The following is a 13,173-nucleotide window of genomic DNA, read 5'->3' on the forward strand; positions in this document are numbered from 1 at the left end:
ACCGCATGAAATAGACTAGTCGGTGCGTTACAGATCACTACGCGCGACCTATGTGGTGGTACGCGCCACCACGGCATCGAGAATTCGTGCGGCGAGCAGATCCTTGCTCGCACGCTCGACGAGGATCTCCCCACCCTCAGAGTCGAGGATCCAGCCGCCGTTGTCATCCTTGCCGAAGGTCGTGTCGCGACCGACCTCATTCACTACGAGGAAGTCGCATCCCTTGCGGGCCAGCTTGGCTCTTCCGTGCTCCAGGACGGTTCCGGAAGTGTCTCCGGTTTCCGCGGCGAACCCGACGAGCACGCACGACGACGGAACCTCACCGATTGCCCGTGCGGCAACGAGATCGGCGAGGATGTCCGGATTACGTGTCAGCCGGATCTCGGCGGGTTCACCGTCCGAACCCTTCTTCAACTTGGAATCGGAGACGTCCGCAGGCCGGAAATCAGCAACCGCGGCGGCCTTGATCACGATGTCGGCAACTGCGGCCGCTTCAAGTGTCTGCTCGCGAAGCTCTCGCGCCGATTCGATATCGATCTTCGTCACGGCGGGCGGTACAGGGAGCGACGAGGAGGTCACCAATGTCACCTCGGCACCACGAGCGGACGCCAACGCGGCGATAGCGTGTCCCTGCTTGCCGGAACTGTGATTACCCAGAAAACGGACCGGGTCGATTTCTTCGCGTGTTCCCCCGGAAGTGACCACTACGCGTTTTCCGGCCAGATCGAATGGGAGGGTTCCGCCGTCGAGCAACAGCCAGGCGAGCCTGGCGATGTCTGCGGGTTCGGGTAGCCGTCCGGCGCCGGTGTCCGCGCCTGTCAGCCGCCCTCGCGCGGGCGGCATCACGTGAAGACCATCGCCCCGAAGGGTGTCGACGTTGCGTTGCGTCGCCGGATGTTCCCACATCTCCGTGTGCATCGCCGGTGCCAGCAGCACCGGACAACGTGCAGTGAGCAGAGTTGAGGTCAGCAGGTCGTCTGCCCGACCCACTGCCGCACGAGCGAGCAGGTCTGCAGTTGTCGGGGCGATGACGACAAGGTCGGCACGCTGGCCAAGGGCAACGTGCCGAACCGAGGGCACGTCGGAAAAGACGTCGGTCGACACCGGATTTCCAGACAGTGCCTCGAACGTCGCGGCCCCCACGAATTTGAGGGCTGCTTCGGTGGGGATGACGTCGACGTGGCACCCGGACTCGGTGAGCAGCCTGATCAGGCCGCACGCCTTGTAGGCGGCGATGCCGCCTCCGACTCCGACGACGACGCGCTTACCGCGTACGTCATCCCCAGCGGAGGTCACTCGCCCTCAGCGCAATCAAGAAGATCGGAGTGGAGCTCGCGCAGAGCGATCGTCAGGGGCTTCTCGTGAAGGCCCGGATCGACGAGCGGGCCGACGTACTCGAGGATGCCCTCCTCGATCTGGTTGTAGTACGAGTTGATCTGCCGGGCGCGCTTGGCGGCGAAGATCACCAGTGCGTACTTGGAGGACGCCCGCTCGAGAAGCTCATCGATCGGGGGGTTGGTGATGCCGATCGGGGTGTCGTACAGCGGGGTGGCCGCTGCGGCTTCGGTGGTGGCCACTATGGGTTCTCCTCTGGGTACAGCTTTGAATATTGTGTGGGATCGTCGTCCGGGACCGCGCCGTGAAACATCACTTCCGTGCACCGGCACTAGCCGACCAGCAATGATACCAATTGGTCGACCGCCGCTTCGAGTTCGTCGTTGACAACGACCTCATCGAACTCGTCTCGCGCGTCCATCTCGATCTTCGCGGTCTCCAGTCGACGGGCCACGACCTCGTTGGGTTCGGTGCCCCGGCCGCGAAGCCGTTGCTCTAATTCTTCCCACGACGGTGGGGCAAGGAAGACGGTTCGACCTTCAGGAATGGACTCCCTGATCTGACGCACTCCTTCGAGATCAACTTCGATGAGTACGGGCCGACCATTCTCGAGTGCCTCATGGACTGGTTCGGCCGGAGTCCCTGACAGTTGCAGTCCGCGATGAATCTCTGCCCATTCCAGCATTCGACCCTCTGAGACTGCGTCACGAAATTCATCAGTTGTCACGAAGAAGTAGTCGTGACCATGGATCTCTCCGGGACGCGGTGCCCGAGTGGTCATCGACACGCTGAAGTAGAGATCCGACACACGCTCTCGAAGCTGTGCGACGACGGTTGATTTGCCGACAGCGGAGGGGCCGGCCAAGACGATCAGCCGGCCCCTCTTCGCCGTCGCCTCCGGGGCATTTTCCCCGGATGACGGTGTGTTCATGCGTCGATCAGTCGACCGTGAAGTCGAACCGCTCGAGCAGCGCGCGGCGCTGGCGGTCACCGAGACCACGCAGACGACGCGTCGGCGCGATCTCAAGCTCGGTCATGATCTCCTGAGCCTTGACCTTGCCTACCTTGGGCAGAGCCTCGAGCAGTGCCGATACCTTCATCTTGCCGAGGATCTCATCGGTCTCGGCGTCCTTGAGCACCTGCTTGAGGTCGGTGCCGCCGCGCTTCAGGCGCTCCTTGAGCTCAGCCCGGGCACGACGGGCCGCAGCCGCCTTCTCCAGAGCAGCAGCACGCTGCTCATCGGTCAACTGGGGAAGGGCCACAATTCCTCCGTCTCGTTCGTGTGTGTCTCATGACTCACGCGGATGTCCAAGGTAGGACACCAGCGTCTGGTGTGCGGTGACCGCCCTCGGCGCGTCCGCAGGCTGCGGATCGAGCCGGGAGCGGGCGCTCCCTCGTGCTCACCGTACCCGTGTGGTTTCGACTCCTTGATGGAGCCGACGACCACCTAGGGCCTGATGACCTCAGCAACAGTACGCGGCCGCTCGACCGGGTACCCGCACGGGTCCCGTGTGGAACCCACTCTGACATGCGGTTTGACGTTATGAGGTTAGACGCAGACTAGCCGCGAGTGTCCGATGATGCGACATGAAACGCCTGAATAACGCCAAGGAGTGTCCATCGAAACGCTAGTTGGCCGATACGCCTGTTAGTTCTGGCAACGAATGGGAAAAGCGGTGCTCAGGTGGCGTTGTCGAACCGGTACTGCCTATTGAGGTCGACGACGACGTTCCGCATCGAATCGACGTCGGGCCCGGCTCGCAGAACGTGTCTGGACACGTTCACGAGCGTGCGCGGTAGCACTGAACCGGCGATGCGGCGTACGTCGTCGAGGGAGCCCCCTTGCTCCCCCACACCCGGCATCAGGACGGGGCCGTGCAGGCCGTCGAGCTCGGGAGGGTCGGCGACAGTCGCACCGACGACCACTCCGAAAGATCCGCCACCCCGCCCGAAGGAGGTCCGGTTTCGCCGACCCACTTCGTCGACAACCGATTGGGCGACAGTTCCGTCGTCTCCGACCGATCCTTGAAGGCGACCAGCTTCTGGATTAGAGGTACGGGCTAGAACAAAGAGCCCGCGACCGGTCGATTCGGCAGCGTCAAACGCCGGGTCCAGGGCACCCACGCCCAAATAGGGCGACACCGTGAGCGCGTCGCATGCCAGCGGTGAGCCCTCCGACAGCCACGCTCTGGCGTAGGCAGCCATCGTCGAGCCGATATCGCCGCGTTTGGCATCGGCCACCGATAAAGCACCCGATGACGTGATCTCCACCAACAGGTCCTCCAGCAGCGAGATACCGGCGGAGCCGTGTTCCTCGAAGAACGCCACTTGCGGCTTGATAGCCGGGACAAGGTCTCCGAAGGCTGTCATCGCGCGCTTGGAGAATTCGGCGACGCCGGCCGGATCAACACTGAGCCCCCAGGCCTCGAGCAGCGCCGGGTGCGGGTCAATGCCCACACACAGGTTCCCCCGATCTGCCACGGCGGATCGGAGTCGGGCACCGAAAGGGGCCCGGGGCTCAGATGTACTCATCGCGCGGTGAACCCCGCGTGCAGCTCCTGAAGCGGGCTTACGGCGACATCGCCGCGACGCATCGCTTCGATTCCGTGAACCGCTGCGGTCGCACCCTGGACGGTGGTCACACACGGAACCCTCCGCGAGATCGCGGCCGACCGAATCTCGTACCCATCAGCGCGGGTGCCGACCGTCGACGAGGCGATGTTGAGGATGAGGTCCACCTCGTCCGCGTTGATCCGGTCGACGATCGTCTGTACCGGTTTGCCGTCAGCATCGACCGGACCCGCCCCGGACTCCGTGAGTTTCGCAACGGTCTCGCAGGCGATCCCGTACCGACGGAGCATGAGCGCGGTTCCCTCGGTCGCCAGGACGGTGAACCCCAGCGCTGCGAGCCGCTGTGCCGGGAACACCATCGACCGCTTGTCCCGATTGGCCACCGAGACAAAGACCGTTCCCGACGTCGGAAGAACTCCCTCTGCGGAAAGCTGTCCCTTGGCGAAGGCGACCGCGAAGTTCGGACCGATGCCCATGACCTCACCGGTGGACTTCATCTCCGGGCTCAGCAGTGAGTCGACGGTATCGCCTTCCGGCGTCCGGAATCGGTTGAATGGCAGGACCGCCTCCTTCACCGCGACCGGGGCATCGGCGGGCAACGAGCCCCCATCCCGGTCCGACGGGAGCAATCCGTCCGCACGCAGTTCAGCGATGGTCTCCCCCATCATGATGCGGGAACACGCCTTGGCCAGATGGACGCCGGTCGCCTTGGAGACAAACGGCACCGTTCGACTGGCGCGGGGGTTGGCCTCGAGAACGTAGAGAACGTCATCCTTGATGGCGTACTGGACGTTCATCAGTCCCTTGACCCCGATCCCGAAGGCGAGGGCCTCGCTGGAGCGACGGACCCGGTCGATGTCGTCCTGACCGAGAGTGATGGGCGGCAGTGCACACGCAGAGTCACCCGAGTGAATGCCGGCCTCCTCGATGTGCTCCATGACGCCGCCGAGGTACACCTCGGTCCCGTCGCACAGCACGTCGACGTCGATCTCCACAGCATCGTCCAGGAATCGATCGACGAGAACGGGGCGATCAGGGCTGATCTCGGTTGCCCGGTCGATGTAAGAACGCAGTGAGTCCTCGTCGTAGACGATCTCCATACCGCGGCCGCCGAGGACATACGAGGGACGGACGAGCACCGGATACCCGATGTTCGCAGCGATCTCCGTGGCCTCTTCAGCATTGATCGCGGTCCCGAACGCCGGCGCGGGAAGTCCGGCCTTGACGAGCACCTCACCGAACTCGCGACGATCCTCAGCCAGGTCGATCGCCGACGGGCTGGTGCCGACGATCGGGACACCTGCCTCTTCAAGCTGTGCGGCCAGACCGAGCGGGGTCTGGCCACCGAGCTGGACGAGCACACCGGCCACGGTGCCCGATTCCGACTCCGCGTGGTACACCTCCATGACGTCCTCGAACGTCAGCGGCTCGAAGTATAGGCGGTCCGCAGTGTCGTAGTCGGTCGACACCGTCTCCGGGTTGCAGTTGACCATGACGGTCTCATAACCGGCCTCGGACAGGGTCAGGGCTGCGTGCACACACGAGTAGTCGAACTCGATGCCCTGACCGATCCGGTTGGGGCCGGAACCCAGGATGATGACCTTTTCCCGTTCGGTCTGCGGAGCCACCTCGGACTCGGCCGCCGGATCCAACTCGTAGGTCGAGTAGTGATACGGGGTCTTGGCCTCGAACTCGGCTGCACACGTGTCGACGGTCTTGTAGACCGGGCGCACTCCGAGCCGGTGACGCAGCCGCTGCACGCCCTCGGCACCGGCGAACTCGGGACGCAAGGCGGCGATCTGCGCATCGGACAGACCGTTGTGCTTTGCGAGGCGCAGTAGTGGCTCGTCAACGACCGGCGCGTCGATGATCTCCCGGCGCAGTGCGACGAGTTCCTCGACCTCGTAGAGGAACCACGGATCGATCGAGGATGCTTCATAGACCTGCTCGACTGACGCTCCGAGACGCAGCGCGAGCTCGACGTCGTACATGCGCCCTTCGGTCGGGCGACGAAGGTCGTCGAGAACCGCGGCGACATCTGTGGAGCGGCCCGGGGCGATCGTTTCGTCAGGCAGCGTCCAGAACCCGGCGGCCTTGGTCTCGAGTGAGCGCATGACCTTGCCGAGCGCCTCCCGATAGTTGCGGCCCAGGCTCATCGCCTCGCCGACCGACTTCATCGTGGTGGTCAGCGTGTCGTCAGCGCCGGGAAACTTCTCGAAGGCGAAGCGGGGAGCCTTCACCACGACGTAGTCGAGGGTGGGCTCGAAGCTCGCGGGGGTCTCACCGGTGATGTCGTTGGTGATCTCGTCCAGCGAGTAGCCGATTGCCAGGCGTGCCGCGATCTTGGCGATCGGGAACCCGGTGGCCTTGGATGCCAGAGCCGATGACCGCGAGACGCGCGGGTTCATCTCGATCACGACGAGGCGGCCGTCGGTCGGGTTGATGGCGAATTGGATGTTGCATCCACCGGTGTCCACACCGACAGCACGGAGGATGTCGATTCCGATGTCCCGCATGTTCTGGAACTCGCGGTCGGTGAGCGTCATCGATGGTGCGACGGTGACGGAGTCACCTGTGTGGACGCCGAGGGCGTCCACGTTCTCGATCGAGCAGACGACGACGACGTTGTCTTTGTTGTCGCGCATCAGCTCGAGCTCGAACTCCTTCCACCCGAGGATCGACTCCTCGATGAGGACGTTTGCGGTCGGTGAAGCCGCGAGTCCTCCGCCGGCAATCCGTTCGAGATCCTCCGTGGTGTATGCGAGTCCGGAACCGAGTCCACCCATGGTGAAGGAGGGCCGAACGACCACCGGAAGACCGAGCTCGGCCACGGTCGCGTGGACCTCTTCCATGGTGTGGCAGACCGCGCTACGGGCCGACTCGCCTCCAACGCTGGCGACGATGTCCTTGAAGGTCTGACGATCCTCGCCACGGTTGATCGCGGGGATATCAGCCCCGATGAGCTCCACGCCATGCTTCTTCAGGATCCCCTGGGCATCGAGCTGCATGGCCGCGTTCAGGGCGGTCTGGCCGCCGAGCGTCGCCAGGACGGCGTCGACGGGGTGCCCCTCGGCAGCCTCCTTGGTGAAGATCTTGTCGATGTATTCCGGGGTGATCGGCTCGACGTAGGTCGCGTCGGCGAACTCCGGGTCGGTCATGATCGTCGCAGGGTTGGAATTGACGAGCGTGACCCGCAGCCCTTCCGAGCGCAGGACCCGGCAGGCCTGGGTACCCGAGTAGTCGAATTCACAGGCCTGACCGATCACGATCGGACCGGACCCGATGACGAGGACGTGGTTGATGTCTGTGCGGCGGGGCATCAGAGGGCGCCCTTTCTGGTGTCTGCGGAACCGGCGTCGGCGGAGCCGAGCAGGTCGACGAAGCGGTCGAAGAGATTGGCGGCGTCACGGGGACCGGCGGCGGCCTCGGGATGGTATTGGACGGAGAAGGCGGTTCCGTCGGTCAGTGCCACCCCCTCCACGGTTCCGTCGTTGGCGCACAGGTGGGTGACGGTGGCCGTACCCCAGGGCGTGTCCCACGTTTCCGTTTCGGGAGCACGGAGCGCGAATCCGTGGTTTTGCGACGTGATGGCCACGTTGCCTGTGGCCTTCTCGATCACCGGGATGTTGGTACCGCGATGGCCGAACCGCATCTTGTAGGTCTCAAGCCCCAGCGCTCGGCCGAGGATCTGGTTCCCGAAACAGATGCCGAAGAACGGGATGCCCTGGCCGAGGACCTCCTTGGTCAGATGCACCGCGGCGTCCGCGGTCGCAGGGTCGCCGGGACCGTTCGAGAGGAACACACCGTCGACATCGAGATCAAGCACGTCCGACAGCGTGGACGAGGCAGGGATCACGTGGACCCGGACACCCCGCTCGGCGAGCATTCGCGGAGTGTTGGACTTGATTCCGAGGTCCAGCGCTGCGACCGAGTAGCGGGTCTCGCCTTCGGGGGGTTCGACGATGTAGGCCTTGTCGGTGGTGACCTCGTCCGAGAGCGACGCACCTGCCATCGGCTCCTGCGACCGGACGGTCTCGATCATCGACTCGTCGTCAACCAGATCGTCTCCGGAGAAGATTCCGGCCTTCATGGCACCGTGGTCGCGGACATGGCGCACCACTGCACGAGTATCGATGTCGGCGATGCCGATGGTTCCCTGCGCGATCATCTCGTCCTCGAGGGTGCGCTGCGCACGGAAGTTGGATGCGCGGCGCGATAGGTCACGAACTGCCAGTCCGGCCACCCAGATGCGACCGCCACGATCCTCACCGTCGAGGAGCGATTCTCCGTCCTCGTCGTTCCATCCGGTGTTGCCGATCTGGGGGGCCGTGGTGACGACGATCTGCCGGCAGTAGGAGGGGTCGGTCATCGTCTCCTGGTAGCCGGACATCGCCGTGGTGAAGACTGCCTCCCCGAGCGTGGTGCCCCGCGCGCCGAACGCGGTTCCGCGATGGACTCGGCCGTCTTCGAGGACGAGCGCGGCGGGCTCACGTCTCCCTGACGTAGTGGGCGTGAAGTTCTGCGAAGTCACTGCTTCTCCTCGGTCCTGGAGGTCGTGGTGTCGGTACTGGGGACGGCATCGCCGTCTACAGATGTAGAAGTGTCGTGCTCGATGTCGGTGTCGGTGTCGACGACGTCATCCCCTCGAAGCGCTTCCCACTGTGGATAACTGTCCTTGTCGTCGGCTCGGAACCCGGAGTCGATGACGGTGTGGCCCTCGGCGGCCGCGACCTTCCACCGAGCGGCGAGGATCCCCCCGCCCGGAACGGTCTTGTTGGCAAGCGCGGAGGCTCGCCGAACCTCAACCAGGTCTGCGCGCGGGATCCAGACGTCGTCATTGGCGAGTTCGAGGTGCAGGCCATTGGTGTACGCGGTGAGCTTCCCGGCGGATCGGTGCCCGAGCGGGGGTCGCGCGATCCGGGCCTGCCAGTCCCCTGCCACCGTGCTACCGATGTACACACCGGTCAGCGGTCCGAGAACAACATCGCCTGGGTCGTCTGGAGGCTGAGGCACCGTGTCGAAGAGGTGCGCCTGTGACCGAGCGCGGTTCCGCCATCCACGCGTCATCAGGCCGATGATGATGAGCAGGGCGACGATGACGACGACAACGGTCCAGAAATTCTGGTTCATGCGATTACCTTTCCGTCGCGGCTGGTCATACGTCCCTGGTAGACGGTGCCCACCACCCTGGCCGCGAAAGTCATTCCCTCGTAGGGAGTATTGGCGGACAGGCTGGCGAGGTCTTCACCGATGACCGTCCACGAGGAATCTGGATCGACGACGGCGAGGTTGGCCGGCTCTCCGACGGAAATCGGACGCCCCTGGTCCGATAGCCCCGCGATTTCCGCGGGGCGAACACTCATCACGCGTGCCAGGTCTCGCCAGGTCATGTCCCCGGTCTCCACGAGGAGCGCCGCGACGATCGGGAGGGCGGTCTCGAGGCCGAGCATGCCGGGGCGGGCTGCTGCGAACTCGCAGCACTTATCCTGTGCGGCGTGAGGCGCATGGTCTGTAGCGACGCAGTCGATCACTCCGGAGACCAATGCCTCGCGCAGCGCGAGCGTGTCGTGAGTCTCGCGCAGTGGCGGGTTGACGCGGTAGACGCCGTCGTAGGACTCCAGGCGTGAGTCATCCAGCAGCAAATGATGGGGGGTTACCTCGGCGGTGATCGAGATGCCCTGATCCTTCGCCCACCGCAGGAGCTCGACGGTTCCGGTCGTGGACGCATGGCAGATGTGGACCCGGGCGCCGGCATCACGAGCCAGGATCGCATCCCTGGCGACGATCGACTCCTCGGCGGAGCGTGGCCATCCCGTCAAACCGAGACGGGCGGCGGTTGGTCCCTCGTGAGCAACGGCACCCTTGGTCAGGCGAGGCTCCTCTGCGTGTTGCGCGATCAGCACTCCGAGACCGGCGGAGTACTCGAGTGCACGCCGCATTACCAACGGGTCGTAGACACACATTCCGTCGTCTGAGAACACACGTACCTTCGCCGCACCGTCGGCCATCTGGCCCATCTCGGTCAGCTGCTCTCCCTTGAGCCCGAGGGTGACTGCACCAACCGGGTGGACGTCACACAAACCGACCTCACGGCCGATCCGCCAGACCGAGTCAGTGACGGTCTGGTTGTCCTGGGGCGGCTGGGTGTTCGCCATCGCGAAGACTGCGGTATAGCCACCGAGCGCGGCGGCTGCTGAACCTGTCGCGATGGTCTCGGTGTCCTCGCGGCCGGGCTCGCGCAAGTGGGTGTGCAGATCAACGAATCCGGGTAGGAGCACGGCGCCGTCGAGGTCGTGGATCTCGGCATCTGCGGGTGCGTCGGTTCCCGCGTCCGGGCCTATCGCTGCGATCAGCCCTCCACGTACGAGCACATCAACGGGGTCACCTTCCCCATAGGGGCGGACCTTTTGCAGCAGCAGAGTCGGGGTTTCGGAGGTGTTCACTCAGTGGTTCCTTCCGTGCCGACGAGTGTATGAAGCAGAACGGACATGCGGACATGCACACCGTTCGTGACCTGTTGAAGGATGGCCGATGACGAGGCGTCGGCGACGTCGAAACCGATCTCCATGCCCCGGACCATCGGACCCGGATGGAGCACCACCACGTCCTCTCCGAGGCGTGCTGCCCGGGCCGGGCCGAGGCCGTATCGGACCGCGTACTCACGCGCAGACGGGAAGAAGCCGCCGTTCATCCGCTCTGCCTGTACACGGAGCATCATCACCGCATCCGCTCCGGCCAACTCCGCGTCGAGGTCGGTGGAGGCCCGCACCGGCCAGCCCTCCACACCCACGGGAAGGAGGGTAGGGGGCGCGACGAGTACGACCTCGGCTCCCAACGTCGACAGCAACAGTGCATTGGACCGGGCGACGCGGGAGTGCAGGATGTCCCCGACGATCACGATCCGCCGGCCGTCGAGACCCCCGAGACGCTCGCGTAACGTCATCGCGTCGAGCAGTGCCTGTGTCGGATGCTCATGCATCCCGTCTCCGGCGTTGATCACCGAGGGCCCGACGCCCTCGGGACTCACCCATCGAGCGATCTGTGCAGATGATCCCGACGCCGGATGTCGAACGATCAGTGCGTCCGCGCCGATCGCGGTGAGAGTCAACGCCGTGTCCCGGAGTGACTCCCCCTTTTGTACGGATGAGGCACTGGCGGAGACGTTGATGACGTCGGCGCTCATCCACTTTCCCGCGGTCTCGAACGAGACTCGGGTTCTGGTGGAGTTCTCGTAGAAGACGGTGAGAACCGTCTTGCCGCGGAGAGTGGGGAGTTTGCGCACTTCGCGGCCGAGGAGGGTCTCCTTCAGCCGTCCGGCCTCGTCGAGGATTGACAATGCCGAATCCCGGTCGAGGTCAGCTGCGGAGAGTAGATGCTTCATCTGTTCTCCTCGATGTCTGGACGCCGGAGAACGACCGCGTCAGTGCCGTCGACCTCGGTCAACTGCACTGATACCCCTTCTTCGCGGGAGGTCGGAACGTTCTTTCCGACGTAATCGGCACGTATCGGTAGCTCACGGTGGCCCCGGTCGACCAGGACTGCCAGTTGGACTCTCGCCGGTCGCCCGAGGTCCCTGAGCGCGTCGAATGCCGCGCGGATCGTGCGCCCCGAGAACAGAACGTCATCGACCAGGATGACGGTTGCTCCGTCGATTCCTTCCGCAGGCACACGAGTCGGGCTCATCGGACGGTGCGGTCCGCCGGCGATGTCGTCGCGGTACAGGGTGACGTCCAGTGAGCCGGAATTAACATCGGCGCCACTGAACTCACGGATCCGCTCGGCGAGGCGTGCCGCGAGCGGCACACCCCGGGTGGGGATCCCCAGCAGCACGACCGGTCCCGCATCCGGGGAATCTGCAGCCGTGCGTTCGATGATTTGATGGGCCAGGCGGGACACCGTCCTAGCCACGTCGTCGGACGTGAAGAGTGACACCGCGTTCGTCTCCGAACCGTCAGCGCTCACCGATCACCACCTCCTTGTCCGCCTCACTGGACGGCTCGTTAAAGGGATAGCTTTCGAGTGAGAACTCTATCAGTCCCCGCGTCCGGTCCCCGGTTCGGTGGACGTGGTGTGCGACACGTCGCTCACGGTCGAGTTCGTGGGGCTATCCGGCCCGTCGACGTCGTCTTCTGTGGTGCTTTCCGCCGTCTCGTTCGTTGTTGTGGTGCCGGTGGTGTCATCCGTAGCATCGAGGACGGATACCGCCTTCTCTGCAGCCCGGATGTGTTCCGCGAGCCCGGCTATGCGGTCCAGAACGGCGTTGACGTACGGAACCGATTTGTCGGCGGAGAGGTCTGCCACGAGCAGAACCGACTGATCAATGACGACAGCAGACTCCACATCGTCCGACCCGAACAGCAATTCCCAGGCGCCTGCCCGGAGTACCGCACGATCCACCGCGGGGAGACGCTCCAACGTCCATTCCCGGAGGTGCTCGGCGATCATCGAGTCGAGTCGGTCCAATCGCTCGGCTACACCTGTCACGATCTCCATGGTGAAGGGCGCAACGTCGTGGAATTCCTGGGACTCCTCGCCCATCCGACGTCGTTCTTCGGCGATTTCGACGACATCGAGATCGCGCAGTTCGGCCTCGAACAACAGCGAAACGGCACGTCTGCGCGCCCGGTACCGGGAGCCCCGGCGCCGGTGATCAACCTCGTCCGACATGATCAGTCGTTCACCCGGCTGAGGTAGTGCCCGTCGCGGGTGTCGATGCGGAGCTTATCTCCGGTGTTGATGAACAGCGGTACCTGGACTTCGGCACCGGTCTCCAGCGTCGCGGGCTTGGTGCCACCGGTCGAGCGGTCCCCCTGCAGGCCTGGATCAGTGTGCTGGACAACGAGGTCGACGGCGACCGGCATATCGGCGAATAGTGCCACTCCCTCATTGAAGGACACCTGGACACTGGTGTTCTCAAGAAGGAAGCGAGCCCCGTCACCCATCACCGCGGGAGTCGCGTTGATCTGCTCGAAGTTCTGCTCGTCCATGAGGACATAGTCCTCGCCGTCGCGGTAGAGGAACGTCATGTCACGGCGATCGACGGTCGCGATCTCGACCTTGGTGCCCGCGCTGAAGGTCTTGTCGACGTTCTTTCCGGTTACGACGTTTTTGAGCTTGGTCCGCACGAACGCGGGACCCTTACCCGGCTTGACGTGCTGGAACTCGACGATCTGCCAGAGCTGCCCCTCCTCTTTGAGGACGAGGCCGTTCTTGAAGTCGGCGGTGGACGCCATGGTGGTAACTCCTTCGAGAGTCGTCCGCGGGCGG

13 protein-coding genes are annotated in these 13,173 nt (G+C 64.4%); all 13 read right to left on the reverse strand.

The window, feature by feature from the left end:
• Positions 1–48: 48 nt before the first annotated feature.
• The gene (gene coaBC / locus G6016_RS12915; RefSeq protein ID WP_182633040.1) at positions 49–1,296 is read right to left on the reverse strand and encodes a bifunctional phosphopantothenoylcysteine decarboxylase/phosphopantothenate--cysteine ligase CoaBC; all 1,248 of its coding nucleotides are present in this window, start codon (positions 1,294–1,296) and stop codon (positions 49–51) included.
• Entirely contained in the window at positions 1,293–1,577 is a 285-nt protein-coding gene (gene rpoZ, locus G6016_RS12920) for a DNA-directed RNA polymerase subunit omega (protein WP_061228655.1), read from the reverse strand. The genes coaBC and rpoZ overlap by 4 nt, the downstream gene beginning before the upstream one ends.
• Before the next feature lie 89 nt (positions 1,578–1,666).
• A complete protein-coding gene (gene gmk, locus G6016_RS12925; protein WP_182633041.1) occupies positions 1,667–2,266 on the reverse strand; it encodes a guanylate kinase in 600 nt (199 codons plus the stop codon).
• 7 nt (positions 2,267–2,273) lie between these two features.
• Positions 2,274–2,597: an integration host factor, actinobacterial type gene (mihF, locus tag G6016_RS12930; RefSeq protein WP_182633042.1), complete on the reverse strand. Its 324-nt coding sequence runs from the start codon at positions 2,595–2,597 to the stop codon at positions 2,274–2,276.
• 418 nt (positions 2,598–3,015) lie between these two features.
• Positions 3,016–3,867, reverse strand: coding sequence for an orotidine-5'-phosphate decarboxylase (gene pyrF, locus G6016_RS12935; RefSeq protein WP_182633043.1), 852 nt, complete (start codon positions 3,865–3,867; stop codon positions 3,016–3,018).
• Positions 3,864–7,226 carry a carbamoyl-phosphate synthase large subunit gene (carB, locus tag G6016_RS12940; RefSeq protein WP_182633044.1) on the reverse strand — a complete coding sequence of 1,121 codons (3,363 nt, stop codon included), beginning with the start codon at positions 7,224–7,226 and terminating at the stop codon, positions 3,864–3,866. The genes pyrF and carB overlap by 4 nt, the downstream gene beginning before the upstream one ends.
• Positions 7,226–8,437, reverse strand: a complete 1,212-nt coding sequence (gene carA, locus G6016_RS12945; RefSeq protein WP_182633045.1) for a glutamine-hydrolyzing carbamoyl-phosphate synthase small subunit — start codon at positions 8,435–8,437, stop codon at positions 7,226–7,228. The genes carB and carA overlap by 1 nt, the downstream gene beginning before the upstream one ends.
• A complete protein-coding gene (locus tag G6016_RS12950) occupies positions 8,434–9,036 on the reverse strand; it encodes a PH-like domain-containing protein (RefSeq protein ID WP_182633046.1) in 603 nt (200 codons plus the stop codon). The genes carA and G6016_RS12950 overlap by 4 nt, the downstream gene beginning before the upstream one ends.
• Positions 9,033–10,349, reverse strand: a complete 1,317-nt coding sequence (locus G6016_RS12955; protein ID WP_182633047.1) for a dihydroorotase — start codon at positions 10,347–10,349, stop codon at positions 9,033–9,035. Before G6016_RS12955 ends, G6016_RS12950 begins: the two co-directional genes overlap by 4 nt.
• Entirely contained in the window at positions 10,346–11,287 is a 942-nt protein-coding gene (locus tag G6016_RS12960) for an aspartate carbamoyltransferase catalytic subunit (protein ID WP_182633048.1), read from the reverse strand. Before G6016_RS12960 ends, G6016_RS12955 begins: the two co-directional genes overlap by 4 nt.
• Positions 11,284–11,868 (reverse strand): bifunctional pyr operon transcriptional regulator/uracil phosphoribosyltransferase PyrR, encoded by a 585-nt coding sequence (gene pyrR / locus G6016_RS12965; protein ID WP_182633049.1) that lies wholly within the window; start codon positions 11,866–11,868, stop codon positions 11,284–11,286. The genes G6016_RS12960 and pyrR overlap by 4 nt, the downstream gene beginning before the upstream one ends.
• Before the next feature lie 69 nt (positions 11,869–11,937).
• Positions 11,938–12,573 (reverse strand): transcription antitermination factor NusB, encoded by a 636-nt coding sequence (gene nusB, locus G6016_RS12970; RefSeq protein ID WP_182633050.1) that lies wholly within the window; start codon positions 12,571–12,573, stop codon positions 11,938–11,940.
• 2 nt (positions 12,574–12,575) lie between these two features.
• Positions 12,576–13,139 carry an elongation factor P gene (efp, locus tag G6016_RS12975; protein ID WP_182633051.1) on the reverse strand — a complete coding sequence of 188 codons (564 nt, stop codon included), beginning with the start codon at positions 13,137–13,139 and terminating at the stop codon, positions 12,576–12,578.
• Between the last annotated feature and the right edge of the window lie 34 nt (positions 13,140–13,173).

Origin of the sequence: Dietzia aerolata (assembly GCF_014144865.1) — a bacterium.
In the GTDB taxonomy this organism is placed as follows: Bacteria; Actinomycetota; Actinomycetes; order Mycobacteriales; family Mycobacteriaceae; genus Dietzia; species Dietzia aerolata.

What these genes read in the sequence shown, in the direction of transcription:
- gmk (WP_182633041.1), bottom strand. Translation starts at nt 2,266, where the DNA reads ATGAACACACCGTCATCCGGGGAAAATGCCCCGGAGGCGACGGCGAAG.
- pyrF (WP_182633043.1), bottom strand. Translation starts at nt 3,867, where the DNA reads ATGAGTACATCTGAGCCCCGGGCCCCTTTCGGTGCCCGACTCCGATCC.
- carB (WP_182633044.1), bottom strand. Translation starts at nt 7,226, where the DNA reads ATGCCCCGCCGCACAGACATCAACCACGTCCTCGTCATCGGGTCCGGT.
- G6016_RS12950 (WP_182633046.1), bottom strand. Translation starts at nt 9,036, where the DNA reads ATGAACCAGAATTTCTGGACCGTTGTCGTCGTCATCGTCGCCCTGCTC.
- G6016_RS12960 (WP_182633048.1), bottom strand. Translation starts at nt 11,287, where the DNA reads ATGAAGCATCTACTCTCCGCAGCTGACCTCGACCGGGATTCGGCATTG.
- nusB (WP_182633050.1), bottom strand. Translation starts at nt 12,573, where the DNA reads ATGTCGGACGAGGTTGATCACCGGCGCCGGGGCTCCCGGTACCGGGCG.
- efp (WP_182633051.1), bottom strand. Translation starts at nt 13,139, where the DNA reads ATGGCGTCCACCGCCGACTTCAAGAACGGCCTCGTCCTCAAAGAGGAG.